21 protein-coding genes are annotated in these 25,968 nt (G+C 66.1%); 13 read left to right on the top strand and 8 right to left on the bottom strand.

Annotation, left to right across the window (positions count from 1 at the left end):
• The first annotated feature begins 31 nt into the window (after positions 1 to 31).
• On the top strand, positions 32 to 2,440 hold the full coding sequence (locus tag J2852_RS20320) for a penicillin acylase family protein (protein ID WP_209878910.1): 2,409 nt from the start codon (positions 32 to 34) through the stop codon (positions 2,438 to 2,440).
• On the top strand, positions 2,437 to 3,654 hold the full coding sequence (locus tag J2852_RS20315; protein WP_209878908.1) for a threonine ammonia-lyase: 1,218 nt from the start codon (positions 2,437 to 2,439) through the stop codon (positions 3,652 to 3,654). Before J2852_RS20320 ends, J2852_RS20315 begins: the two co-directional genes overlap by 4 nt.
• Positions 3,655 to 3,660: 6 nt before the next feature.
• Here the strand turns inward: J2852_RS20315 and J2852_RS20310 are convergent, their stop codons facing one another.
• Entirely contained in the window at positions 3,661 to 4,140 is a 480-nt protein-coding gene (locus J2852_RS20310; RefSeq protein ID WP_209878906.1) for a flavin reductase family protein, read from the bottom strand.
• Between the two features lie 212 nt (positions 4,141 to 4,352).
• On the opposite strand from J2852_RS20310, the gene J2852_RS20305 reads away from it, so the two are divergent.
• The 6 genes from J2852_RS20305 to J2852_RS20280 all read left to right on the top strand — a co-directional run bounded on the left by J2852_RS20305 (position 4,353) and on the right by J2852_RS20280 (position 11,077).
• Complete coding sequence (locus tag J2852_RS20305) at positions 4,353 to 5,378, top strand: flagellar motor protein MotB (RefSeq protein ID WP_209878904.1); 1,026 nt, start codon at positions 4,353 to 4,355, stop codon at positions 5,376 to 5,378.
• A 200-nt stretch (positions 5,379 to 5,578) separates the two neighbouring features.
• The gene (locus J2852_RS20300) at positions 5,579 to 7,063 is read left to right on the top strand and encodes a circularly permuted type 2 ATP-grasp protein (RefSeq protein ID WP_209878902.1); all 1,485 of its coding nucleotides are present in this window, start codon (positions 5,579 to 5,581) and stop codon (positions 7,061 to 7,063) included.
• A complete protein-coding gene (locus J2852_RS20295; RefSeq protein WP_209878901.1) occupies positions 7,060 to 8,037 on the top strand; it encodes an alpha-E domain-containing protein in 978 nt (325 codons plus the stop codon). Before J2852_RS20300 ends, J2852_RS20295 begins: the two co-directional genes overlap by 4 nt.
• A gap of 40 nt (positions 8,038 to 8,077) precedes the next feature.
• Complete coding sequence (locus J2852_RS20290) at positions 8,078 to 8,818, top strand: arginyltransferase (RefSeq protein ID WP_209878898.1); 741 nt, start codon at positions 8,078 to 8,080, stop codon at positions 8,816 to 8,818.
• A gap of 199 nt (positions 8,819 to 9,017) precedes the next feature.
• Positions 9,018 to 9,554, top strand: a complete 537-nt coding sequence (locus J2852_RS20285; RefSeq protein ID WP_209878896.1) for a TRAP transporter small permease subunit — start codon at positions 9,018 to 9,020, stop codon at positions 9,552 to 9,554.
• A gap of 17 nt (positions 9,555 to 9,571) precedes the next feature.
• A complete protein-coding gene (locus tag J2852_RS20280; protein ID WP_209878894.1) occupies positions 9,572 to 11,077 on the top strand; it encodes a TRAP transporter large permease in 1,506 nt (501 codons plus the stop codon).
• Between the two features lie 472 nt (positions 11,078 to 11,549).
• On the opposite strand, the gene J2852_RS20275 is transcribed toward J2852_RS20280, so the two are convergent.
• From J2852_RS20275 to recO, 3 genes are all read right to left on the bottom strand, one after another.
• Positions 11,550 to 12,641: a TRAP transporter substrate-binding protein gene (locus tag J2852_RS20275; protein WP_209878892.1), complete on the bottom strand. Its 1,092-nt coding sequence runs from the start codon at positions 12,639 to 12,641 to the stop codon at positions 11,550 to 11,552.
• A gap of 421 nt (positions 12,642 to 13,062) precedes the next feature.
• Positions 13,063 to 15,321, bottom strand: a complete 2,259-nt coding sequence (parC, locus tag J2852_RS20270; RefSeq protein WP_209878890.1) for a DNA topoisomerase IV subunit A — start codon at positions 15,319 to 15,321, stop codon at positions 13,063 to 13,065.
• A gap of 32 nt (positions 15,322 to 15,353) precedes the next feature.
• The gene (gene recO / locus J2852_RS20265) at positions 15,354 to 16,076 is read right to left on the bottom strand and encodes a DNA repair protein RecO (protein ID WP_209878888.1); all 723 of its coding nucleotides are present in this window, start codon (positions 16,074 to 16,076) and stop codon (positions 15,354 to 15,356) included.
• A 450-nt stretch (positions 16,077 to 16,526) separates the two neighbouring features.
• Here recO and J2852_RS20260 point away from each other — a divergent pair, with 450 nt between their 5' ends.
• The 4 genes from J2852_RS20260 to J2852_RS20245 all read left to right on the top strand — a co-directional run bounded on the left by J2852_RS20260 (position 16,527) and on the right by J2852_RS20245 (position 21,901).
• Complete coding sequence (locus tag J2852_RS20260) at positions 16,527 to 19,037, top strand: sensor domain-containing protein (RefSeq protein ID WP_209878886.1); 2,511 nt, start codon at positions 16,527 to 16,529, stop codon at positions 19,035 to 19,037.
• A 105-nt stretch (positions 19,038 to 19,142) separates the two neighbouring features.
• Entirely contained in the window at positions 19,143 to 19,526 is a 384-nt protein-coding gene (locus J2852_RS20255) for a hypothetical protein (RefSeq protein ID WP_209878883.1), read from the top strand.
• Positions 19,527 to 19,606: 80 nt separating this feature from the next.
• The gene (locus J2852_RS20250) at positions 19,607 to 21,532 is read left to right on the top strand and encodes an alpha-amylase family glycosyl hydrolase (protein WP_209878881.1); all 1,926 of its coding nucleotides are present in this window, start codon (positions 19,607 to 19,609) and stop codon (positions 21,530 to 21,532) included.
• 108 nt (positions 21,533 to 21,640) lie between these two features.
• Entirely contained in the window at positions 21,641 to 21,901 is a 261-nt protein-coding gene (locus J2852_RS20245; RefSeq protein ID WP_209878879.1) for a hypothetical protein, read from the top strand.
• 67 nt (positions 21,902 to 21,968) lie between these two features.
• Here the strand turns inward: J2852_RS20245 and frc are convergent, their stop codons facing one another.
• The 3 genes from frc to J2852_RS20230 form a co-directional block, all read right to left on the bottom strand.
• On the bottom strand, positions 21,969 to 23,219 hold the full coding sequence (gene frc / locus J2852_RS20240) for a formyl-CoA transferase (RefSeq protein ID WP_209878877.1): 1,251 nt from the start codon (positions 23,217 to 23,219) through the stop codon (positions 21,969 to 21,971).
• A gap of 129 nt (positions 23,220 to 23,348) precedes the next feature.
• A complete protein-coding gene (locus J2852_RS20235) occupies positions 23,349 to 23,777 on the bottom strand; it encodes a PAS domain-containing protein (protein WP_209878875.1) in 429 nt (142 codons plus the stop codon).
• Positions 23,778 to 24,028: 251 nt separating this feature from the next.
• Positions 24,029 to 24,547: an HPP family protein gene (locus tag J2852_RS20230; RefSeq protein WP_209878872.1), complete on the bottom strand. Its 519-nt coding sequence runs from the start codon at positions 24,545 to 24,547 to the stop codon at positions 24,029 to 24,031.
• 335 nt (positions 24,548 to 24,882) lie between these two features.
• Between J2852_RS20230 and J2852_RS20225 the strand changes: the two genes are divergently transcribed.
• The gene (locus tag J2852_RS20225; protein WP_209878870.1) at positions 24,883 to 25,371 is read left to right on the top strand and encodes an acyl-CoA thioesterase; all 489 of its coding nucleotides are present in this window, start codon (positions 24,883 to 24,885) and stop codon (positions 25,369 to 25,371) included.
• A 40-nt stretch (positions 25,372 to 25,411) separates the two neighbouring features.
• On the opposite strand, the gene J2852_RS20220 is transcribed toward J2852_RS20225, so the two are convergent.
• A complete protein-coding gene (locus J2852_RS20220) occupies positions 25,412 to 25,849 on the bottom strand; it encodes a hypothetical protein (protein ID WP_209878868.1) in 438 nt (145 codons plus the stop codon).
• Between the last annotated feature and the right edge of the window lie 119 nt (positions 25,850 to 25,968).

The following is a 25,968-nucleotide window of genomic DNA, read 5'->3' as shown; positions in this document are numbered from 1 at the left end:
TCTTTGAAAGGTGTTTCCTGCCGGAGCCGGGATGATCCGCCGCGCCATAACCCGCACCATTGTCGTCATCCTCGCCATCGTGGCGCTCGTGGTTCTGGTCCCCGCGCTGGGGGCGGGCGGCTTCCTGCTGTGGATGCGGGAGCAGATGCCGGTCCACAGCGGCACCGCCACCCTGCCCGGCCTCGACAACCCGGTGGAGGTGCTGCGCGACCGCAACGCCGTCCCGCACATCTTCGCGGCGACGGAGAAGGACGCCTATTTCGCGCTGGGCTACGTCCACGCGCAGGACCGGCTGTGGCAGATGGAGACCATGCGCCGCAGCGGCGCCGGCCGCCTGTCGGAGCTGGTCGGAACCCGCTTCGGCGACTTCGCCCTGCGGCTCGACCGCTCCATGCGGACGCTCGGCGTCTACCGGCGAGCGGAGGCCATCTACGATACGCTGCCGCCCGACGTGCGGGCCACCTTCGACGCCTACGCGGCGGGGGTGAACGCCTATCTGGAGAACCGGACCGAGGCGCTGCCCATCGAGTTCCAACTTCTTCGCCACACGCCGGAACCCTGGCGCCCGGCCGACAGCCTCGTCTGGGGCAAGCTGATGGCGCTTCAGCTCTCCGGCAACTCGGCGGACGAGCTGTTCCGGGCACGCGCCCTGCAAAAGCTTACGCCGGAGCAGGTGCAGGACCTGTTCCCGACCGACCCGCCGGGCACGCCCGTGACCCTGGCCGCCGAACTCCAGGACATGGACCTGAAGTCCGCGCTGGCCGCCCTGCCCAACCTCGGCTTCAACACGGCCTCCAACGAATGGGCGCTGTCCGGCGGCCGCACGACGACCGGCAAGCCGATCATCGCCAACGACCCACATCTGGGGCTCGACGCGCCGATCCTCTGGTATCTGGCCCGCATCGTCACCCCGGCCCACAGCATCGCCGGCGGCACGGTGCCGGGCATCCCGCTCCATGTCCTCGGCCACAACACCCGCGTCGCCTGGGGCTTCACCACCACCCACAGCGACACCCAGGACCTGTTCATCGAGAAGATCGACCCGCAGGACCCGACCCGCTACCTGACGCCGGACGGCCCGCAGCCCTTTGCCACCCGGACCGAGATCATCCGGATCGCCGGCCAGCCTGACGAGGTGCTGACCGTGCGGGAAACCCGCCACGGCCCGGTCCTGACCTCGCCGGACACGGCGGGCGTCGCTCCGGAAGGCCATGTGCTGGCCCTGGCCTTCACCGGGCTGAACGCCAAGGACACCTCGGCCGAGGCGCTCTACCGCCTGAATCACGCCGCCGACGCCGGGGCGGTGCGCGAGGCGCTGTTCCTGCACACCGCGCCCCAGCAGAACATCGTCTACGCCGACACGTCCGGGACCATGGGCTTCCTCTCCCCGGCGCTGGTGCCGGTGCGTCGGGCCGGCGACGGCCGCGTTCCGGTGCCGGGCTGGACCGGAGAGCATGACTGGACCGGCTATATCCCCTTCGACGCGCTGCCGCAGGCGGTCGATCCGCCATCCGGCCAGTTCGTCAACGCCAACAACGCCGTGGTCGGCCCCAACTACCCACACTTCCTGGGCGCCGACTGGCCCGACCCGTCCCGCGCCAAGCGGATCGAACAGATGCTCGGCACCGGCCGCCACACTGTGGAGGCCGTGGTTGCCCAGCAGTTGGACAGCGTGTCCCTGCCGGCCCGCGATCTGCTGCCCCTGATGCTCAAGGTCCCCGTGGACAGCGGCCCGGTGGCCGAGGCCGTCAACCAACTGAAGGGCTGGGACGGCAGCATGAAGCGTGACCGGCCGGAGCCGCTGATCTTCGAATGGTGGCTGCGCGAGCTGGTCCGCACCCTTTTCGCCGACGAGTTGGGCGACATCTTCGCCGGCTACTGGGACCTGCGCCCGCGCGCCGTCCAGAACGTTCTGACCAAGGCACCGCAGTGGTGCGACGACGTGACCACGCCGGCTCGGGAGACCTGCACGGACGCCCTGTCCGCCTCCCTCAAGGCGGCGTTGGCCCAGATCGAGCGGCGCCACGGCCCCCATGTCGTCGCGTGGCGCTGGGGATGGGAGCACAAGGCCGAACTCAATCATCGCCTGCTCGGCCGCGTGCCGCTGCTGAAGGAGCTGTTCGACCTGTCCATCGAGACCGACGGCGGCGCCTTTACCGTGAACCGGGGTACCACCCGCATCCGCGACCCGCAGAACCCCTTCGCCCACGTCCACGGCGCCGGCTTCCGCGCCGTCTACGACCTCGCCAATCTCGGCAACTCCCGCTTCATCATCGCCACCGGTCAGTCCGGCAACCCGCTCTCCCCTCACTGGGGCGATCTGGTGCGGAACTGGCGCGACGGCGCCACCCTGCGCCTGACCGGCGACCGTGGCACCCTGGAGGCGGCGGGCGCCAAGGTGCTGACGCTCACCCCCCGCGACCTTCGGACCTCATCATGACGACCGTCACACTGGACGATGTCCGCGCCGCCGCCGGACGCCTCGCCGGCCTGATCCCCACAACGCCGGCCGAGCCGTCGCCGCGCCTGTCGGAGATGACCGGCTGCTCCCTGGTTTTGAAGCTGGAGAACCAGCACCTCACCGGCTCCTTCAAGGAGCGGGGCGCCCTGAACAAGCTGCTGTCCCTGGGCGAGGCCGAACGCCAGGCCGGCGTCATCGCCATGTCGGCCGGCAACCACGCCCAGGCCGTGGCCTGCCACGCCAGCCGCCTCGGCATCCGCGCCACCATCGTGATGCCGAGCTTCACCCCCTTCACCAAGGTCGAACGCACGGAGAGCTTCGGCGCCAAAGTCGAGTTGCACGGCGACACGCTCAGCGACGCCGCCGCCTTCGCCCATGACCTCGCCCAGCGGGAGGGGCTGATCTTCGTCCATCCCTACGACGACCCGCTGGTCGCCGCCGGCCAAGGCACCGTCGCGCTGGAATTGCTGGAGGCCGCCCCCAACCTCGACACGCTGGTCGTGCCCATCGGCGGCGGCGGCCTGATCGGCGGCATGGCCGTGGCCGCCAAAACGCTGAAGCCGGCCATCCAGGTCATCGGCGTCGAATGCGCCATGTACCCGTCCATGAAGCAGACGCTGGCCGGCCAACCAGTGTCCTGCGGTGGCGCCACCATCGCCGAGGGCATTGCCGTCAAGGCGCCGGGCGCCGTCACCCTGCCGCTGGTCCGCCAATATGTGGATGATGTGGTGGAGGTCGGCGAGCAAAGGCTGGAGGAGGCCGTCTACCGCCTCGCCACCGTCCAGAAGCTGGTCGCCGAAGGGGCCGGCGCCGCGGCGCTGGCCGCCGTCTTCGACGATCCCGGCCGCTTCGCCGGCAAGCGGGTGGGCATCGTGGTGTCCGGCGGCAACATCGACCCGCGCATCCTGGCGCAGGTTCTCATGCGCGGCCTGGTCTACGAGGGGCGCATCGTCCGCGTCCGCATCGGCATCACCGACGCCCCCGGCGCTCTGGCCCGCGTGGCCCGCCTGCTCGGCGAGGCCGGCGCCAACATCGTGGAGGTCCACCACCAGCGCCTGTTCCACGACGTGCCGGTCAAGATGGCCGAGATCGACGTGGTCCTGGAAACGCGCGACCGCACCCACGTCCAGCAGCTCGTCGCCAAGCTGCATGAGGCCGGCTTCCCGACCGAACTGATGACCGAAGTGTCCTGAAGACGCTTACGGCAGCTGCGCGTAGCCGCCCCGGAAATACAGCAGCGGCTTGCCCTCGGCCGTGACGGCCAGCCGGCGCACGCGGCCCAGGATCAGCACATGGTCGCCGCCCTCGTAGACGTGCTCGCGGTCGCATTCCAGGTTGGCGAGGCAGCCGGTCAGGATCGGCACGCCGCTGTCCCAGCGCTCCACGCCCACCCCTTCCCAGCGCTCCTGCAGATCGCGCTTGGAGAAGCGCACCGACAGGTCCGCCTGAGCTTCCGCCAGGACGTTGATCGCGAAGGACTTGGCCGTCGTGAACGCCTCGAACGACATGGCCGCGCGGCCCAGGCAGAACTGGACCAGCGGCGGTTCCAGCGACACCGACGAGAAGGAATTCACGGTCACGCCGATCGGCTCCCCGTCCGGAGCGATGGTGGTGACGACGGTGATGCCGGTGGCAAAGCAACCGAGGGCGTTGCGGAACGCCCGAGAATCGAAGGTCATGGCGGCCTGTGTTGGCTCGACGGTGCGGAAGTCCAGCGGGCTTAACCCACCCGGCCCTTTGGCGCAAGCCGGATCTCTCGGACAACAACCGGGTGTCCGGTCCATTGCATTAAAGGGTTCTTAAGGATGAACGGACACCATTCCCCGGTTGAACGTTCGGGCGCGTTTCGACGGGCGCCTCCGGTCTTTGGGAACGGGATCCGTAGGGAGCAATGGCCGCCAATCCAGCCGGCAAAGAACAGCCGATCATCATCAAGAAGAAGAAGGGCGGGCACGGCGGCCACCATGGCGGCGCGTGGAAGGTGGCCTATGCCGACTTCGTGACCGCGATGATGGCGTTCTTCCTGCTGCTGTGGCTGCTGAACGTCACCACGTCGGACCAGCGCAAGGGCATCGCCGATTATTTCTCGCCCGTGTCGGTCAGCCGCGAATCCTCCGGTTCCGGCGGCATGCTGGGTGGCCGCACCATCACGGCGCCGGGCGCGCAGATCTCTCCGTCCTCGCCCATTTCAGCCGACGTGCCGGTGTCCGGCCCGCCCGGCTATTCGGCGCAGGAGACGGATGACGCCGCCGACCCGACCGAAGCCTCCGTCGCCGAGCAGAAGCCCAACGAGAACCGCCAGGAGTACCAGAAGCGGCTGGAGGAACAGGCCAAGCAGCTGGGCATCCCCAACCAGAAGCCGGGCGAGCGGCTGGGCGATTTCGCGGAACGCGTGAAGGAAGGCGCCGAGAAGCTGCAACAGGCCCAGAACGAGGCCAAGCAGTTCCAGCAGGCCGCCACCGAGATCCGCCAGGCCATCCAGTCGGTCCCGGAACTGGAACCGCTGGCCCAGAACCTGATGATCGACCAGACGCCGGAAGGCCTGCGCATCCAGATCGTGGACCAGGACCGCGTCTCCATGTTCCCCGGCGGTTCCGGCCAGATGTACCCGCAGACGCGCCAGCTCGTCATGCAGGTCGCCAAGGCGCTGAACAAGCTGCCGAACAAGCTGTCGATCAGCGGCCACACCGACGGCACCCCCTTCCCCGCCGGCTCGGGACGCGACAACTGGGACCTCTCGGCCGAACGCGCCAACGCCACGCGCCGCGCGCTGGTCGCCGGCGGTATCCCGGAGAATCGAATCCAGGACGTCGTCGGCCGCGCCGACCGCGACCTGCTGGTGCCCGACCAGCCGGGCAGCCCGCGCAACCGCCGCATCAGCATGGTTCTGCTGCGCGAGACGCAATCTTCGCCGTAAGCCGATACCAAAGCCGCTTCGACCACGGCACCTAAGCGTTAGTTCCTGTCGGCCTTACTCCTCAATTCTTGTTTTTGTGGTGCGCCGCACAACAGTTCGGACGTTTGCCCCTGTTCAAAACGCGAAGTGCTGGTTCATACTTCCCCAGACACCGATCCAGACGGCATCGGTCTTTGTGAGCGTAAGCTGCGGGGGAGTCTGTGAGCGTACCCGAGGGCAAGGCGACTGACCTTTTGTCATCTTACGATCCCGGCCTGTACCACGACGAATTGTTCGGAGGCCATGACTGTCCCGCCGAACATGCGGCGCTGATCCGGCAAAGGCTGGCCGGGCTGGATTTCGCGGAACTGCTGCGGCGCTCCCAGGACGCGGAGCGGGAACTCTACAACCTCGGCATTACCTTCCTGGTCTATTCGGACAAGGACGCGGTGGACCGCATCCTGCCTTTCGACATCGTGCCGCGCGTCATCTCCGCCAGGGAATGGGCGCATCTGGAGGCCGGCATCAACCAGCGCGTCACCGCGCTGAACCTGTTCCTCCACGACATCTATCACGACCAGAAGATCCTGAAGGACGGCGTCATCCCGGCCGATCTCGTGCTGGGCAACGGGAACTTCCGGCCGCAGATGGTCGGGCTGGACGTGCCCTTCGACACCTACATCCACATCATGGGCGTGGACCTCGTCCGCGACCGCCACGGCACCTTCCGCGTGCTGGAGGACAACGGGCGCGTGCCGTCCGGCGTGTCCTACGTGGTGGAAAACCGCCACATGATGCAGCGGGTCTTCCCCGACCTGATGCAGGACATCGGCATCCGGCCGGTGGACAATTACGGCCACAAGCTGCTGGACGCGATGATGGAGATCGCGCCGCAGGACATCGGCGACCCGCAGGTCGTCCTGCTGTCGCCGGGCACCTACAACTCCGCCTATTTCGAGCATATCTTCCTGGCGCGCGAGATGGGCGTGCCGCTGGTCGAGGGCCGCGACCTCGTGGTCGAAAACGACCGCGTCTACATGAAGACGACCAACGGTCTGGCGCGGGTCGACTCCATCTACCGCCGCATCGACGACGCCTTCCTCGACCCCAGGGCCTTCAACCCGGACAGCATGCTGGGCGTGCCCGGCATCATGGAGGCCTACCGCAAAGGCAACGTGGCGCTGGCCAACGCGGTCGGCACCGGCGTCGCCGACGACAAGGCGGTCTATTGCTACGTGCCGCGGATGATCAAATACTACCTGGACCAGGAGGCGATCATCCCCAACGTGGACACGCGCATCTGCCGCGAGCCGGACGCGCTGCAATACACGCTGGACAACTTGGACAAGCTGGTGGTCAAGCCGGTCGGCGAGGCTGGCGGCTACGGCATCACCATCGGCCCGCGCGCCAGCACGGAACAGCTGTCGGAGTGCCGGGAGAAGCTGCTGGCCGATCCCGCCAACTACATCAGCCAGCCGGTCGTCGATCTGTCGGTCTGCCCGACCGTGACCGAGGACGGCATCGAGCCGCGCCACGTCGATCTGCGCCCCTTCGCCATCACCGGAAAGAACACCTGGGTGCTGCCCGGCGGGCTGACCCGCGTGGCGTTGAAGAAGGGCACGCTGATCGTCAATTCGTCCCAGGGCGGCGGCTCGAAGGACACCTGGGTTCTTGAACGTGGGGTGCTGGAAGGGGGCGCATCGTGAACCTGCTCGCCCGTTACGCCGAGTGCATCTTCTGGATGGCGCGCTACATGGAACGCGCCGAGAACCTCGCCCGCATCCTCGACGTGCACGAGACTTTCGCGCGCGACACGCGCGGAGCCACCAACTGGTTCTCCATCGTCCAGCTGAACGCCGACGAGAAGGACTTCTTCAGCCGCCACGACCGGCCGACGGCCGAGGCGGTCGTGCACTACTACATGTTCGACACGCAGCACCCGAACTCGCTGATTTCCATGCTGCGCATGGCGCGGGAGAACGCCCGCACGCTGCGCCCCTGGATCTCGACCGAGATGTGGACGCAGATCAACGTGTTCCACAACAAGCTGCTGGAGATGAACGGCAAGGACGTGGCCCTGCCCAACCTGTCCAAGCTGTGCACCTGGATCAAGGAGGAGTGCCAGACGCACACCGGCATCACCGAGGGCACCTTCTACCGGGATCAGGGCTGGTACTTCTACCAGCTGGGCAAATACATCGAGCGGGCCGACCAGACCACGCGCCTGCTGGACATCAAGTACCACACGCTGCTCCCCTCCCCGATCGAGGTCGGCTCGACGCTGGACGTCAGCCAGTGGACCACCGTGCTCCGCTCCACCGCCGGCTATCACGCCTTCCGGCGTGTCTACCCGCGCGGCATGTCGCCCACGACGGTCGCCGGCTTTATGATGTTCAACGAAGGCTTCCCGCGTTCCGTTGTGATGTGTGTGCGACAGATCGACGGCCTCTTGACCCGCCTCAAGTCGCGCTACAATTTGCGCGGAGGGAACGAGGCGATGGAAAAGGTCGACGAGCTGCTGGGGGCGTTGCTCTCACGGCCGATCGAGGTCATCATCCGTGACGGCCTGCACGAGTACCTGGATTGGGTGCAAGGGCAGCTGTGCGGCGTGACGGACGAGATCGGGCGTGCCTTCTTCGGCCAGGACACCGTCGTCGTCGCCCAAACCCAGTCGCAGTAGACCCAGTCGCAACAGATCCCAGCCGCAACAGCCGGACTCCATGTCGGTCATACAGCCGCAACACCGCCCGCTTCAGCAGTTCTTCCGGTCGGGGCCGATGCCCTGCCCCTACCTGCCGGGCAAGGTGGAGCGAAAGCTGTTCACCCGGCTGCTGGGTCCCTATTCGGCGGAGGTCAATTCCACCCTGTCGCGCGCCGGCTTCCGGCGCAGCCACGACATCGTCTACCGGCCGGTTTGCCCGAACTGCCATGCCTGCGTGCCCGTGCGCATCCCCGTGGCGGCCTTCGAGGCAAGCCGGTCGCAAAAGCGCGTGGCGCGCATCAACCAGGACCTCACCGTCCGCGAGGCGCCCGCCATCGCCACCGCCGAGCAATACCGGCTGTTCGCCAATTACCAGAACTCCCGCCATGGGGAGTCGGACATGGCCCGCATGGCGATGGGCGATTTCGCCGCCATGATTGACGAGGGGCACGCCGACACCAGCCTGTTCGAGGCGCGGGACACGGACGGCCGGCTGGTCGGCTGCATGCTGACCGACCGTCTGGGCGACGGCTTTTCCGCCGTCTACAGCTTCTACGACGCCCGGCAGGACCGGCGCAGCCTGGGCACCTTCCTGATCCTCAGCCTGATTGAGCGCGCGCTGGCGGAAGGATTGCCCTACGTCTATCTCGGCTACTGGATCGAGCAGAGCCGCAAGATGGCCTACAAGGCCAAGTTCCGTCCTTTGGAAGCCCTGGGCCGCGACGGCTGGTATCGTCTGCCGGACGAGACTGCCCGCTGAGTGGGCATATCAGGACAATCCCGTACAAGCGCTTTCAAACTCTTGCAAACCAGGAACCTCCTGAGGAATATTGCCGCCGAAATCGCTCTTTGGTGTTACCATTTAAGTCAATATAGACGTCGGGACCTACCGGCGCCGCATGGCAACAATAAGGGGCAGAGCGGGCACCGTCCCGTTCAGGCAACAGGGAGGTTCTCCGTTGAGATTCCTGCTTCGAATCAGCGGGCTGATCGATGCTGTCAATGACGGCATCGGCAAGCTCGTCTATTGGCTCGTTCTGGCCGCGGTTCTGGTCAGCTCGGTCAACGCCGTGGTCCGTTATACATTCAACACCAGCTCCAACGCGTGGCTGGAGCTGCAATGGTATCTGTTCGCGGCCATCTTTCTTCTGTGCTCAGGCTATACGCTCCTGCGCAACGAACACATCCGCATCGACATCATTGTGGGCCGCTTTTCCAAGCGCGTCCAGGCGGCGGTGGACATTTTCGGGATCCTGTTCTTCCTCTTCCCGATGGCAATCCTGATCATGTGGCTGTCCTGGCCGATGTTCATGGATTCCTTCCGCACCAACGAGATGTCGAGCGACGCCGGCGGCCTGATCCGCTGGCCCGCCAAGCTTCTGGTCCCGGTCGGTTTCTTCCTGCTGAGCGCGCAGGGCGTTTCCGAGCTGATCAAGCGGATCGCCTTTCTGGCCGGGGCCATTGACCAGCCCGGCGAGAAGATGCACAGCCACTAAGACCGGGGACCTCACATATGGCTGAGCTGCTTACCGCCAACATGGCGCCACTGATGTTCGTGGCGCTTGTTGCCTTCCTTCTCATGGGTTTCCCGGTTGCCTTCGCGCTGGCCGCGAACGGCCTCGTCTTCGGCCTGATCGGCATCGAACTGGGCCTGCTGACCCCAGCGCTGTTCCAGGCCCTGCCGGAGCGCGTCTTCGGCATCATGCGCAATGACACGCTGCTGGCGATCCCGTTCTTCACCTTCATGGGCCTGATCCTGGAGCGATCCGGCATGGCCGAAGATTTGCTCGACACCATCGGGCAGCTGTTCGGTCCGTTGCGCGGCGGTCTGGCATACGCGGTGATCTTCGTCGGCGCTCTGCTCGCCGCGACGACCGGCGTGGTGGCCGCCTCGGTCATCTCCATGGGCCTGATTTCGCTGCCGATCATGCTGCGCTACGGCTATGACCGGCGCATAGCCACCGGCGTCATCGCGGCGTCGGGCACGCTGGCCCAGATCATCCCGCCCTCGCTGGTGCTGATCGTGCTGGCCGACCAGCTGGGCCGTTCGGTCGGCGACATGTACGCCGGCGCGATGATTCCGGGTCTGGTGCTGACCGGCCTGTACGCCGGCTACATCCTGATCATGACCATCGTGAAGCCCGAATGCGCCCCGGCCCTGCCGCCGGAAGCCCGGACGCTGCGCGGCTTCAACCTTCTGTTCCGCGTGCTCACCTCCCTGGTGCCGCCGCTGGTCCTGATCTTCCTCGTGCTGGGCACCATCTTCCTCGGCATCGCCACGCCGACGGAGGGCGGCGCCATGGGTGCGGCGGGCGCGCTGATCCTGGCCTTCGCCAAGCGCAAGCTGAGCTTCTCCCTGCTGAAGCAGGCGATGGACACGACGGCGAAGCTGTCGTCCTTCGTGCTGTTCATTCTGATCGGTTCGACGGTCTTCGGCCTGGTGTTCCGCGCGGTCAACGGAGACCTCTGGGTGGAGCATCTGCTGACCAGCCTGCCGGGCGGCGAGCTGGGCTTCCTGATCGTCGTCAACATCATGGTCTTCCTGCTGGCCTTCTTCCTCGACTTCTTCGAGCTGGCCTTCATCATCGTGCCGCTGCTCGGGCCGGTCGCGGACAAGCTGGGCATCGACCTGATCTGGTTCGGCGTGCTGCTGGGCGTCAACATGCAGACCTCCTTCATGCACCCGCCCTTCGGCTTCGCGCTGTTCTTCCTGCGCAGCGTCGCGCCACGCGAGGACTACAAGGACAAGATCACCGGGAAGATCATCGCCAAGATCACCACCGGCCAGATCTACTGGGGTGCCGTGCCCTTCGTGGTCATCCAGCTGATCATGGTCGCTCTGGTGATCGCCTTCCCTGAAATGGTCCTGTCGGGCCTGAACCGGGGCGAACCGGTGGACATCGACAACATCCAGATCGAGATCCCGCAGTTCGAGAGCGAACCGCCGCCGCCCTTCCCCAGCGGCGAGGAGAACGACCCGAACGCCGACTTGATGAAGCAGTTGCAGCAAAACCAATAACGCAACCGCCAAAACGCAAAGCCCTCTCTCCGGAATGGAGAGAGGGCTTTTCTTTTGGCCATTCGTCCAAGAGGCCTGAAGTTTCATCGATTGTGAACCCAGCCACAGCCGGAAAGACACGGCATCCACTAAACAGGGTGCAGCGGTATAGACCGCCTCGAAAACTCTCTCAAAGCAGCAGGGAATCATCATGAAGGGAACAACGCGCTTGATTCTGATCGCCCCGGTTCTGGTGTCGATCTTCATCGGTTCCGTTCAGGCCGCGTCGCTTCCGACATCTCGGCTCATCCCCGTTCCCACATACAAGGGGCCGACCAGGATTTGCACATTGGTTCAAACCAGCGCTGGTTGGTACAACCCCTGCACCGGCGCGACCATCCCGTTCTTTGGATAGGTTCTTGACAGACCATGCAAACGAAAAAGCCCCGCTTGCGCGGGGCTTTTCCTGGGGGACAAAAGACGGTGCCGGTTCTTACTTCTTCGGCGGAGGAGCCGAGAAGACGAAGTTGTCGAAGGTGTTCTCGGCGACGCGGAACCACAGGTACTCCTCGTCACGGAACTTGCGCCACTGCTCGTAGACCTTGCGGAACTTCTCGTTCCGGGCAGCCTCTTCCTCGTACACCTCGAAGGTCGCCTGATAGCAGGCCTGCATGATCTCGCGCGGGTACGGCTTCAGGATGGTGCCGGCGCCGACCAGACGCTTCAGCGCGCGCATGTTCTGGACGTCGTACTTGCCGAGCATGTCCAGGGTGGCGTCGGAGCAGGCGGCCTCGAAGATCGACTTGTAGTGCTTCGGAAGCTGTTCCCACTGGGCGATGTTGACGATCATCGACACCTGCGGGCCGCCTTCCCACCAGCCGGGGTAGTAGTAGTACTTGGCGACCTTGTTGAAGCCGAGCTTCTCGTCGTCGTACGGGCCGACGAACTCGGCGGCGTCGATGGTGCCCTTTTCCAGCGCCGGGTAAATGTCGCCGCCGGCGATCTGCTGCGGCACGGTCCCCAGCTTCGCCAGGATGGTGCCGGCGTAGCCGCCGATGCGGAACTTCAGGCCCTTCAGATCCTCGACGGTCTTCAGCTCCTTGCGGAACCAGCCGCCCATCTGCGTGCCGGTGTTGCCCGCACCGAACTGGATGATGTTGTAGCCCTTGTAGAACTCGCGCATCAGTTCCATGCCGCCGCCGTGGGTCATCCAGGCGTTCTGCTGGCGCGCGTTCAGGCCGAAGGGCATCGCGGAATCGAAGGCGAAGGTCGGATCCTTGCCGACGTAATAGTAGGAGACGGTGTGACCGCACTCCACCGTGTTGTCCTTGACGGCATCCAGCACCTGGAGGCCGGGGACGATCTCACCGGCGGCGAAGGGGCGGATCTGGAACTTGCCGTCGGTCATCTCGGCGACGCGCCGGGCAACGAAGTCGGCACCGCCATAGATGGTGTCCAGGCTCTTCGGGAAGCTGGACGCGCAACGCCACTTGATTTCGGGGTTGCTCTGCGCGATGGCCGGAGCGGCCAGCGTGCTGGCGGCGACGCCGACGCCGGCGGAGGTGATGAATGTACGGCGCTTCATGGTAGTCTCCCTGATTCCCTCGTTGTAAGGCTGGCGCACGCCGTCATTCCGGTCCCGTTCGGAGACCCGGCGCGGCAGCCTAGGGGGCGTTGAGTAAAAGTCGTCGGAACCAAAGCAGACGTTCCGGCGCGGACTACGGACGATCCCCGCCGAAGCCGAAAGGCCCCGGAGCGGCAATCGAAGTTCCACACGGGTTTCCGGTGTCCACGCGTCTGCCTCCCCTGCGTCCGGAGGCGCTAACGGCCTGACACCGCTTCGCTCCGGCTTCGTCTTGATGGCGAAACTATGCCGGAATCGCGGGTCAGTGTTCAAGCACAAGCATAGCTTGGTGCTACCAATTCCGGTCCAACTGCGGGAATCACGTAGACGATTGATCGGGGGACGCGAGGCGGAAGAGCGCTTCCTCCCGCCTCGCTCAACGTTAGGTGAAGCGGTTCACCTTGGGGAAGCCGTTGGGCGGCATCTTGCCGACCCCAGCGCGGTCGCCGAGCCAGCCGGTCAGGTCGGTGACGCTGAACTGCCGCTCGCCGTGCTTCCAGCAGAGGCCGTCGGCGACCGCGAAGACCTTCAGATCGGACAGGCTGGCGTCCTTGTAGTTCTGAAGCTTCACGCCCTTGCCGCGCGTCATCAGCGGCAACTGCTCCAGCGGGAAGACCAGAAGCTTGCGGTTGTTGCCGATGACGGCGATGTGATCGCCTTCGACCGGCACACAGATCTTGGCCTCCTTGCCCTCGTCCGGGTTCAGCACCTGCTTGCCGGCGCGGGTCTGGGCGACAACCTCCGTCTCCTCGACCTGGAAGCCGCGCCCGTCCTCCGACGCGACGATCAGCTTGCGGCCGGGCTGGTGCTTGAACAGGGTGATGATGTCCACGTCGTTGCCGAGGTCGATCATCAGCCGCACCGGCTCGCCGAAGCCGCGCCCGCGCGGCAGCTTGTCGGCGTTCAGCGTGAAGAACTTGCCGTTGGTGCCGAAGACCAGCAGCTTGTCGGTCGTCTCGCAATGGACCCAGAAACCCTCCGCGTCGCCTTCCTTGTACTTCACGTCCGCGCGCTCGACGTCGGTCATGTAACCGCGCACGGCTCGGATCCAACCCTTCCGGGAGCACAGGACGGTCAGCGGCTCGCGCTCCACCATGGCGTCGAGCGGGATGTCGATCACCGTGGGGGCATCGCCGACCTGCGTGCGGCGATCCTCGCCGAAACGCTTGCGGGTTTCCTCCGTCTCCTTGCCGATGGTCTTCCAGCGCAGGGACTCGTCCCCCAGAAGCTCGACCAACTCCGCCTTCTCGGCGGTCAGCTTGTCGTGCTCCTTGCGGATTTCCATTTCCTCCAGCTTGCGCAGGTTGCGCAGGCGCATGTTGAGAATGGCGTCGGCCTGAACCTCCGTCAGGGAGAAGGCGCGCATCAGCTCCTGCTTCGGCTCGTCCTCCTCGCGGATGATGCGAATGACCTCGTCCAGGTTCAGGTAGGCGATCAGGTAGCCACCCAGAACCTCCAGCCGGTGATCGATCTGCGCCAGCCGGTGGCGGCTGCGGCGGACCAGAACCTCGTGCCGATGGTCGAGGAAGGCGTCCAGCACCTCGAACAGGTTCATGACGCGCGGGACGTTGTCGGCGCCCAGCACGTTCATGTTCATGGCGAAGCGGATTTCCAGATCGGTCGTCTGGAACAGCGACGCCATCAGGACCTCAGGGTCCACGTTCCGGCTCTTCGGCACCAGGATGAGGCGTACGTCCTCCGCCGACTCGTCCCGGACGTCCTCCAACAGGACCAGCTTACGGGCCGCCAGCAGCTCGGCGATCTTCTCGACCAGCCGGGCCTTCTGCACCTGATAAGGGATCTCGGTGACGACCACCTGCCAGGTGCCCTGCCCCAGCTTCTCCACCTCCCACTTGGCGCGCAGGCGGAAGGAGCCACGGCCGGTGCGGTAGGCCTCCACGATGTTGGCGCGCGGTTCGACCAGCACGCCGCCGGTGGGAAAGTCCGGACCAGAGATCAGCGTGACCAGATCCTCGATCTTGGTCGGCTCCGGCTTCTCCTTGCCCAGCAGGGCGGCCTTCACGCAGTCCTGCTTGTATTTCAGGACGAGGCGCAGGGCGCTGCACAGTTGGGCGGCGTTGTGCGGCGGGATGTTGGTCGCCATGCCTACGGCGATGCCGCTGGACCCGTTGGCCAGCAGGTTGGGGAAGTTGGCGGGCAGGACCGCCGGCTCCTCCCCGTCGCCGTCGTAGGTCGGGCGGAAATCGACCGCATCCTCGTCGATTCCCTCCAGCAACGCCTTGGCGACATCGGTCAGGCGCGCTTCGGTGTATCGCATGGCGGCGGCGTTATCGCCGTCGATGTTGCCGAAGTTGCCCTGGCCGTCGATCAGGCGGTAGCGCACGGCGAAGTCCTGCGCGAGGCGGACCAGCGCGTCGTACACCGCCGTGTCGCCGTGCGGGTGGAACTTACCGATCACGTCGCCCACCACGCGGGCCGACTTCTTGGGCGGCGTCGAGGGGTCCAGGCGAAGCTGGCTCATGGCATAGAGCAGGCGCCGGTGCACGGGCTTCAGGCCGTCGCGCACGTCGGGCAGCGAGCGGGCCATGATCGTGGACAGGGCGTAGCTCAGATACCGCTCGCTCAGCGCGTCGCGAAGCGGCTTTTCCTGGATGTCGAGAGCGGGGTCTTGTGGCTTCATGGGGTGTTCGTACCAAATCCAGGCGCCCAGATCTACCGGAGGCGCGCCGAAACGTTCACGTAACGTTCACTTAATCGCTCGCGCGCCGGGGGCAAGGGGCCATTCATGACGTGCCGTTCCAGGAAATGGCCGGTCAGGCGCAGGCCTTCCCGCACCTCCTGCGGGCCGCCGCCGCCCATTCCGATCAGGAATCCGGGCAGCCGCAGCAGTTTGTCGCGGTAGGGCTCCCCGACCGAGGCCGACACGGCGCGGCCGGTGCGCGGGCTGACGTAGGCCAGATAGTCGTTCGTGCCGGTCACCGCGCAGCGGTCGAGGTCGAGGCCGAATCCAAGCTCCGCCAGCAGCCCGACCTCCCACCGCACGTAGGACTCGGCCCAGGCCGTGGTGTCGAGCAGGCCGAACAGGGCCAGCAGCCCGTCAAACAGCGCGGCGTGCGGCTCGTGCTCCGGCAGGGCCGCCTCGACCAGCGCGCAGGCGGAGGCGAGCGCGGCGAGTTTCAGCGGATCGTCCAGAAACGCGGCGGCGTAGCCGTGCACAGGCTCCAGCGTGTAGTTGCCGAGGTGCTCGGCCAACCGCCCGCGCCAGCGCACGGCGACCAGCGTGCCCGGTTCCAGCGTGCCGCGCTGGCGGGTGGACCGCCCGCCCATGACCAGTCCGGCGTGCCGCCCGTGCTCACGGGTCAGCAACGTCGCGACCGCGGATCCTTCGCCGTGCGGGCGTGCCGACAGCACGATGCCCTGATCGGACCATTCCATGCCCATGCTCTAGCAAGTCGTTGCCAAGCTCGCAATTCGCGAACATCAGCCGTTCCACACTGGAACGCCTGAAAGGCTTTTGCGGCTCGGGAGAGATGGCGCGGGTCGAAACGGCACCCCAGCCCCAGGGCTATCGCATTTGGAGAAAACATTCCCTTTACATGACATTCGTCATCCCCGCGAAGGCGGGGATCCAGAAAACTTCGCACATAAGCGGCTGAAAAGGCTGGATCCCCGCCTTCGCGGGGATGACGGTGATCCTTTGAATGGAATTCCGTCTCCAAATGCGATTGCCCTGCCCCAGCCCCGGACGACCGCCGCGCGCGCTGTAGCATTTCCATCGTACACGTCAATTTCTGGTTCACCATTCCGCCGATATGGTGGCATTTTAGGGAATGGCGGTTCGACGGCTCCTGCGTCAGAACGTTCCCGCCCGCCAATGAGGGGGTCTTGAGCAGCACGATCGAGCGATATCTGCTGGCTGAGAAAGCCGGCTCCGAGGGCGTCTGGGACTGGGATCTGCGCAGCGACACGCTGTTCCTTTCTCCGCGCTTCAAGGAGTTCCTTGGCCTGCCGCCAAGCGACGGCAACCGGCCGGAGGATTGGCTCGACCGCGTGCACCCCGAGGATATCGACTGGCTCTACGCCTCCTTCGAAGGGCAGATGGTCGGCGTGTCGCTGCCCTTCCAGATTGAGCACCGCGTGCGCCGCGCCTGCGCCGATGGGAGCGACGGCGAGGACTGCTGGCGCTGGCTGGTGTGCCGGGGCATGGCGGTCATGGACGATGCTGGCGAGCCGGTTCGCCTCATCGGCTCGGTCGCCGACATCACCGACCGCAAGCGCGCCGAACACGCCCTGCGCAAGAGCGAGGAGCGTTACGCGCTCGCCGCCGCGGCCAGCAACGACGGACTCTACGACTGGGACCTCGCCGCCGGATCGGTCTATTATTCGCCGCGCTGGAAGTCGCTGCTGGGCTTCGCCGACGGCGACATCGGGGACAGCCCCGACGAGTGGCTGGGCCGCGTCCTGCCGGAGGACGTGGGGAGACTGCGCGACGCCCTCGACGCGCTGGGCGCCGACAACACCGTCTTCCAGATCGAATACCGCATGCGCGACGCCACCGGGGGCGTGCGCTGGATGTCCTGCCGGGGTATCGCCGTTCTCGATACCAGGGGCAAGCCGGAACGCCTCGTCGGCAGCCAGGCTGACGTTACCGACCGCAAGCACGCCGAACAGCGCCTACGCCAGAGCGAGGAGCGCTACGCGCTGGCCGCCGCCGGCGCCAGCGACGGGTTGTGGGACTGGCGACTCGACACCGGAGAGGTCTATTACTCCCCGCGCTGGAAGGCGATGCTGGGCTTCGACGAAAGCGCCTTGTCCAACGTCGTCGCGGAATGGTTCGACCGCGTCCTGCCGACCGATCTCGAGGGGCTGAAGACCGCCATCGCCCTGCACCTGAGCGGCGAGCGGGAGCATCTCCAGCACGAGTTCCGCATCCGAGCCGCCGATGGATCGGAGCTGTGGATGCTGGTGCGCGGTCTTGCCGTGCGCGACGAAAAGGGCCGCTCGGTCCGCATCGCCGGGTCGATGACCGACATCACCGCGCGCAAGAAGGTCGAACAGCAGATGATGTTCGACGCCTTCCACGACGGCATGACGGGGCTGCCCAACCGCACGCTGCTGCTGGACCGCATCGGGCAGGCGCTGGACCGCAACCGGCGTTCCGGCGGCAAACACTTCGCGGCGCTCATCATTGACCTCGACCGCTTCAAGTCGATCAACGACGCGCTGGGCACCACCGCCGGCGACCGGTTGCTGAAGACCATCGCGGAGCGGCTGGACGCCACCCGCCGCATGGGCGACACGCTGGCCCGCCTGTCGGCGGACGAGTTCGCCATGCTGCTGGACGACGTCGACGACGTGAGCGACGCGTTGTCCGCCGCCGAACGGCTGGCGCAGGTCATCGCGCAGCCCTTGGCGGCGGACGGGCACGACATCGTCCTGACGGCGTCCATCGGCATCGCGCTGTCCGTCACCGGCTACGACCGGGCGGAGGACATGCTGCGCGATGCCAGCCTCGCCATGTACCGCGCCAAGTCAGGCGGGCGGGCGCGCATCGACGTGTTCGACAGCAACCTGCGCCGGCAGGCCATGGCGGTGATGCGCACCGAGGCCGACCTGCGCATGGCGCTGGAGCAGAACCAGCTCTGCCTGTACTACCAGCCGATCATCGGCCTGTCGCAGGGCCGCATCGCCGGGTTCGAGGCGCTGATGCGCTGGAACCACCCGGAGCGCGGCCTCGTCCCGCCGGGCGAGTTCATCCCGCTGGCCGAGGAATCGGGCCTGATCGTGCCGATGGGCCGCTGGGCGCTGAAGGAAGCCGCCCGGCAGCTCAGCCTGTGGCAGGGCAAGTTCCCGCGCCTGACCCCGCTGTTCATGAGCGTCAACGTCTCCTCCCGCCAGTTCCGCGACGACGACCTCGTCGGTCTGGTGCGCGACGTGCTGAAGGAAAGCGCCGTCCCGCCCTCCTCCCTGAAGCTGGAGATCACGGAAAGCCTGCTGATGCAGGACCCCGCCAAGTGCCGTGTGCTGATGCAGCAAATCCGCGACATGGACGTACGCCTGTCCATCGACGATTTCGGCACCGGCTATTCGTCGCTGTCCTACCTGCACAAATTCCCGGCCGACACGCTGAAGATCGACCGCACCTTCGTGCAGGCCATCTCCACCGGCGAGGGCAGCGCCGCCATTGTCCAGGTCATCGCCACGCTGGCCGCCATTCTCGGCATGGACGCGGTCGCCGAGGGCGTGGAGACCGAGACCGAGGCCGAGTTCCTGCGCGACATCATGTGCAAGTACGGCCAGGGCTTCCTCTACGCCCGACCGCAGCCGGCCGACGCCATCGAACAACTGCTGGTCTCGGAACTGGCCCAGCCCCTGACGGTCGCCGGATTGGGCTGAGGGCACCGGTCTGCCCGAACGGACACTTCCCCCGCACCCGCCCTTTGTGCGAGTGTCCGCGCCTGCCGCCGAAAATCGAGCGACGAAAATCGAGGATATTGCGTTATGGCCGATCGCACCTGCGGAGAGTGCACGCTGTGCTGCAAGCTGATGGGTGTGCCCGAACTGAAGAAGCCTTCGGCCAAGTGGTGCGTGTCCTGCGACCAGGGCAAGGGCTGCACCGTCTATGAGGAGCGCCCGAACTCCTGCCGGAACTTCCAGTGCTTCTGGCTGATGGACGAGAACTTCCCCGATGAGTTCCGGCCCGACCGCATCCACGCACTGGCCGCCTTCAACGACGTGAAGGACAGCTGCGTGCTGCACGTGGACCCGGCCAAGCCCCGCGCCATGGGCAGCCCGGAGGTCAACGCCCTGATCGACGCCCTGCTGAAGGCCTACAGCAAGGTCTTCGTGCTGTCCGGCAAGGAAAGCGCTCTCATCCAGCGCTGATCCAACACAGGCGGGGCAATCTTTCGTTAACCATAATCAGACACCGTTCCGGCGCCCTGTCACCAGCGGACCGCCGGACGATGACTGTTCTTCCCCGCCTCTTCCTTGCCGCCACGCTGCTGGTCTGCGCCAGCCCCGCCGTCGCCGACGCGCTGTTGGCGCTCGCGGGCAGTGGCGGCGACGCCTGGACCTTCCGCAAGGTGGTCGAGGGCACGATGGCGCCGGGCGCCTGCGAGCGGATCGAGGTTGCCTCCCCGCTGGGGTCGGCGGTGGCGGAACTGGACGGCGACCGATTCATCGCCACCGTGCCGCTCGGCTCGGGCGCCAACGAGATCCGCGCCGTCTGCCACCGCGACGGCCGGGAAACCGCGTCCTCGGCTCAATCCTGGACCGTCCGCCTGACCGACCGGCCCAAGGCCTGGGTGCGCGCCGTGGCGACCCCGGAGGGCATGGCGCTGGACGCCGGCCGCAGCGAGCCGGCCGCCGGCCGCGCCGCCCCGATCGTGAAGACGGAGTGGAGCGCCCATCCCGGCAACCCCGCCCCGCTTCCCGCATTGCCCAGCACCGACAAGCGCCTGACCATCCCCGTGCCGGCCGCCGATGGCGAATACCGGGTCGGCTTGCGGGTCACCGACGCGCTGGGCCGTACCGACGAAAGCGCCGTGCTGTTCCGCGTCCGCGACAGCCGGGCGGAAGCGCTCGACCCGCAACGGCACCGGCCGTCCTGGATGGATCGGGCGGTGGTCTACGGCGTCGTGCCGCACCTGTTCGGACCGCGCGGGCTGGCCGACGTGACCGAGCGGCTGGACGAGATCGCGGATCTGGGCGTCACGGCGCTGTGGCTGTCGCCGCTGACCGAGGCGCCGGGGCTCGACTTCGGCTACGCGGTCACCGACCATTTCCGGGTCCGCGCGCGGTTCGGCACCGAGGACGACCTGAAGGCTCTGGTCGTCGCCGCCCACGCGCGGGGGATGCGGGTGCTGATGGACTTCGTGCCGAACCATCTGGACGAGCGGCACCCCTACCACGCCGACGCTGCAACGCGGGGGCCGGCGTCGCCTTACCATCGCTTCTTCGACCGCAAGCCGGACGGCTCGGTGTCCAGCTACTTCAACTGGACCAACCTGAAGAACCTCAACTACGACCACCCCGAGGTCCAGCGCTACATGACCGAGGCCTTCGCATATTGGGTGCGCGAGATGGGCATCGACGGTTTCCGCGTGGACGCCAGCTGGGCCATTAAGGAACGCGCGCCGGAGTTCTGGCCAGCCCTGCGCACCGAACTGCGCCGCATCAACCCCGACCTGCTGCTGCTGGCCGAGGCCTCGGCCCGCGATCCCTGGTACATGGCGAACGGCTTCGACGCGGCCTACGACTGGACCGACCAGCTGGGCCAATGGGCGTGGCACGACGCCTTTGGCGAGGACATCCCCACGGCGGCAAGGCTGCGCGCCGCACTGTCGGCCAGCGCGCCAAACACGCCGGTCTTCCGCTTCCTGAACAACAACGACACCGGCGCTCGCTTCATCACCAAACACGGGCTGGAACGGACCAAGGCCGCCGCCGTGATGCTGATGACGCTGCCGGGTGTGCCCTGCCTCTACACCGGCGACGAGGTCGGCGCCGCCTACGAGCCCTATGGGGAGCCGCAGCCAGTTGCCTGGGACGATCCCCAGGGCTTGCGCGGCTTCTACACGCGGCTGGCGGAGCTGCGCCGGACAGAGGCGGCCCTGCCCGGCCCTGGCATCGAGTGGGTCGAGACATCAAAGCCCGACACGGTGCTGGCCTACCGCCGGCCGGGCGCGGAGCCGGTCACGGTGGTGCTGAACTTCGGCGGCGAGTCGGCCGAGGCGCCCCGTTTCGCCAGCCCCATGCGGGAGCTGCTGACAGGCGCCGTCATCCAGCCCGGCGCGACGCTGCCGCCCTCCGGCGCTTGGGTGCTGAAGCCGGTCACCGTCAAAACCGCCTCCGCGCCGGACCGTTCGGCTGATCGCCGGAACCCTTGACCTTGGCGCGGGTTGAGACCGTATGCTTGCATCTGTCGGCCCACCGGCCGGGCGAACGAACCGGGTGGATGGAGAGGCCGAAAGGTCGCCAGCCCAAGGGAAGTTCGCATGATGTCACCAATGTCCGTGAACTGGACCACGCTCACCACGTTGCGCGCCACGCCCGGGCCGAGCATCACAGTGCCGCCGGCCACGCTGCTCGCCATCACCCGATCGACCAACCTGAAGCCGGCCGTCGTGAGGCCCGCGCTGGAAGAGCTGGTCAAGCAAGGCTGCGTTCGCGAGTACCGGACCCAGTACGGCAAGTCCTACGCGCGCACGGCCGAGGGCGATCAGCGGATCCGCGACGTGAAGGAGTGGCTGCGCTGACCCCCCGCAAAAAGAGACGGCGCCCACGAGGGGCGCCGTCGTTGCGGGTTTGCGGTTCGGGTGTCGGTCAGACGACCTTGGCCTCGTGCATCTCCATGATCTGGTCCCTGCTGTAGCCGAGCGAGGCGAGGATATCGTCGGTGTGCTCACCCAGCAGCGGCGAACCGGTGACCTCGACCTTCAGGTTGGAGAACTTGACCGGGCTGCCGACGGTCAGGTACTTGCCGCGCTGCTTGTGGTCCACCTCGACGATGGTGCCGCTCTTGCGCAGCGATGGGCAGTCGGCGATCTCCTTCATGGTGAGAACCGGCGCGCAGGGGATGTCGAACTTGCGTAGGATGTCGACCGCCTCGTACTTGGTCTTGTCCTTCAGCCAGTCCTCGATGGTGGCGAAGATGTCGAAGATCTTGTCCTGACGCGCCAGAGGCGTGTTGTAGGCCGGATCGTCGATCCACTCCTCCTTGCCCAGCGCCTTGCAGATCGGCGCCCAGGCGTGACCCTGGATGGTGAAGTAGATGTAGGCGTTGGGATCGGTCTCCCAGCCCTTGCACTTCAGCACCCAACCCGGCTGGCCGCCACCGCCCGCGTTACCGCCGCGCGGCACCACGTCGCTGAACTCGCCGTGCGGGTACTGCGGGTACTCCTCCAGGTAACCGACGCGGTCGAGGCGCTGCTGGTCGCGCAGCTTGACGCGGCAGAGATTGATGACGGCGTCCTGCATGGAGACGGCGACCTTCTGGCCCTTGCCGGTCTTCTGGCGGTGCATGAGGGCGGTCAGGATGCCGATGGCCAGATGCATGCCGGTGTTGCTGTCGCCGAGCGCGGCGGCGCTGACCGTCGGCGGGCCGTCCCAGAAGCCGGTGGTGGAGGCGGCGCCGCCGGCGCACTGGGCGACGTTCTCGTAGACCTTCAGGTCCTCATAATGGTGGCCGTCGCTGAAGCCTTTCACCGAGGCGACGATCATGCCGGGGTTCAGTTCGCTGATGCGCTCCCACGAGAAGCCCATGCGGTCGAGCGCGCCGGGACCGAAATTCTCCACCATCACGTCGGACTGGCGGATCAGCTTCTCCAGCACCTCCTTGCCCTGCTTGGTCTTGGTGTCCAGGGTGATGGAGCGCTTGTTGCTGTTCAGCATCGTGAAGTAGAGGGCGTCCGCCTCCGGGATGTCGCGGAGCTGGTTGCGGGTGACGTCGCCGGAACCAGGACGCTCGACCTTGATCACGTCGGCACCATACCACGCCAGCAACTGCGTGCAGGCAGGCCCGGCCTGGACGTGCGTGAAGTCGATGATCTTGATCCCTTCCAGCGGCTTGCTCATGATTTGTCTCACTCCCTATTGGATCTTCTGACGCTGTTCCCGAAGTTCGGCCAAAGGGACGGCGCCCTTCGGCCAATCGACACCAGACAAGCTCGCCAAAGAGGCTCGGCGGTGTCTGATTTCGTTTTCTCAGCCCGGCGTGGATTCCAGCTCGGCAAGGCGGCGGCGCAGCTTGCGCTCCTCGTTCCAGCGGCTGGTCTCGTCGCGGACGACCGCGATGATTCCGGTCACCGTGCCATCCGCCGTCCGCAGCAGGCCGACGGTGAAGGCGATGGACAGCGTGTGGCCGTCCTTGTGCAGGGCGGGAACCTTCAGCACCTGGGTGCCGTAGCGGGTCTCGCCCGTTTCCATCGTCTTCTCATAGCCATCCCAGTGGCGCTGGCGCTGCCGCTCCGGGATGATCAGGTCGAGCGACCGGCCAAGCGCCTCGTCCCGCGAAAAGCCGAACATGCGCTCGGCCGCCGGATTCCACACGGTGATGGCCCCGCGCGGGTCGGAAACGATGATGGCGTCACCGATGGCCGTCACGAATTGGTCGATGTCGATTGCCGTGGTCATGGCACGTCTCTCTCCCAAACTCCCGACGCTGGCCCCGGTGGACGGGAATGCGGCGGGCGCTTTTCTTCGGCCGTCATTGGCATTGGTCATACGGTATACCAGATGCCAGCGGAATGCAAGCCCTTTTGATGGCGTGTCGAACAAATGGCGCGACCAGCATTTTCCCTGCCCGCCCGGCAACGGAAAACGGCGCGACCACCGGCCGCGCCGCTCCGAATTCTTCAAATTCTTTGAATGGGATAGAACTGCTCTCACACCCAGTAGCGGGGATACGAGCGGTCGGTGCGCAGGTTGTTGACGACCAAGCCGATGCCGATCAACGTGCAGGAGCCCACGAACACGCTCGGGATCAGCAAGAGGGAATCCGTGCCGGCCGAAAGCGCCAGAAGCGGAACCGCGCCGGCCGGCGCATGAAGTGTCCGCGTCAGTTGCATCAATGCGATGGCCGTGCCGACCGCCATGGCCAGCACCCAAGGGGCTGTGCCGAACAGAAGCAACGCCAGCACGCCGACGACGGCCGACATCAGATATCCGCCGATGACCGCACGCGGCTGGGCCAGCGGGCTGTCGGATGCGGCGAAGATCAGGACGCAGGTCGCCCCGAAGGGAGCCATCAGCAAGGGCAGCTTGCTCAGCAGCGCCAGCACAGAAATAGCTCCGATTCCGGAGCTGGCCCCGAACCAGGACCAGAGCACGTCGCCCATCGGCGGGCGTCCGGGCGGCTGGCCCGCACCTTTCATTTTGCTGACAAAGGAGATGATGGGCTTCATGGCGCAGGTCCGGTTGTCCGCATGAATGGGGGATCGCCGGCATCTTGGGATTTGGTATGCCAGACACCAGAAATGCTAGATTCTGCTCAGAATGGCGTCAATATGCCCTTTGGAGAGGCAATCACGCGCACCACCGGAAACTCTAAGCCAAGGAGCGGCCCCGCGCTCACGCCAGCCCTGGACGAGCGGCGTACACCCTTTGAACAGGCAGGCTGACATTTCGCTTGCTGACCCGCGCGCTTGCCTGTAGTACCGTATCAAGAATGTTCGCAAAACAAACAATCAGAAACAAACCACTCTTCCGACCCCGCCCCCTTCAGGAAATGCCCCCCTCGATGCCCGACACTCTCGCACGACTGGACAAGCACGGCCAAAACGAAGCACGGCACCGCCCGCTGCCTCCCGGCGCTTTCCGCGTGCACCGGCCCATCCGGTTTTCCCACACGGATCCGGCGGGGATCGTCTATTTCCCGGTCTATTTCGACATGTTCAATGGGGTGGTCGAGGACTGGTTCACCCACGGCCTGAACATCAACTACGCCAGCCTGATTCTCGACCAGCGGATCGGACTTCCCATCGTCCGTGCGGAATGCGACTTCGTGATCCCCAGCCGCATGGGGGAGACCCTCACCCTGGGCATCCTGGTCGAGCGAATCGGCCGCAGTTCCATCGGCATCGGCATCACCGGCGAGGTCGCCGGCACCGTGCGGCTGTCCGGCCGCCTGACGGTGGTGGCGACGGCGCTGGACAACTTCGGCTCGATCCCGATCCCGAGCGAGTTGCGCGCTACCTTGGAAGCCTATCGCGCGGCCTGCGGCGCCTGATTCCGGCGCCGCCTGCCCGGATCGTCCTTACGCCGCCAAGCTACTCGATACGGTCGCTGATGAATGCGGCGCCCTTGTCGTCCTTGGGTTCATAAGCCACGACGTGCAGCGAGTTCTGCTTGAAGGAGCAGGCCTCCGGTGGAGCGGTCTGGGTCGCCGGATCGAACGCATAGGGGCGGGGTGGCGCCGTGATGTCCACCTTCTGCTTGGTCCAAGCCCCGGCTCCAAAGACGCGCGGGGTGGATTCTTCGGCCCACAGCCAGATGATCTGGGCGCCCGACCGGGACTGTTCGACAAAGGTTTCCATCATCCGGCGGCAGGTCTGCTCGTCCAGGCTGTTCACCGAGCGTTCGGTTACGACCTCCCGCTCCGGTGTTGCCTGCTGCAGGGTGAACAAGGCGGCCACCACCAATCCGCTGGCAACAATGCCCCCGAGACTCCAGCCGATCACAAACTTCAAACTGTCACTGTCGGTCATTCCTGCGAATCCTGCACTTGCCGCTTTCCGGTCTCCGGCTTGCCAAGCCCATCCTATAGAAAACAAGGCGGTACAGCACTCCGTTGCGCCGCTTCCATCACACCCGTTCGGCATCATAC

This window comes from Azospirillum soli (assembly GCF_017876165.1).
Classification (GTDB): domain Bacteria; phylum Pseudomonadota; class Alphaproteobacteria; order Azospirillales; family Azospirillaceae; genus Azospirillum; species Azospirillum soli.
The sequence above is the reverse complement of the archived record's forward strand: the minus strand, read 5'-3'. Positions and strand labels throughout refer to the sequence as shown.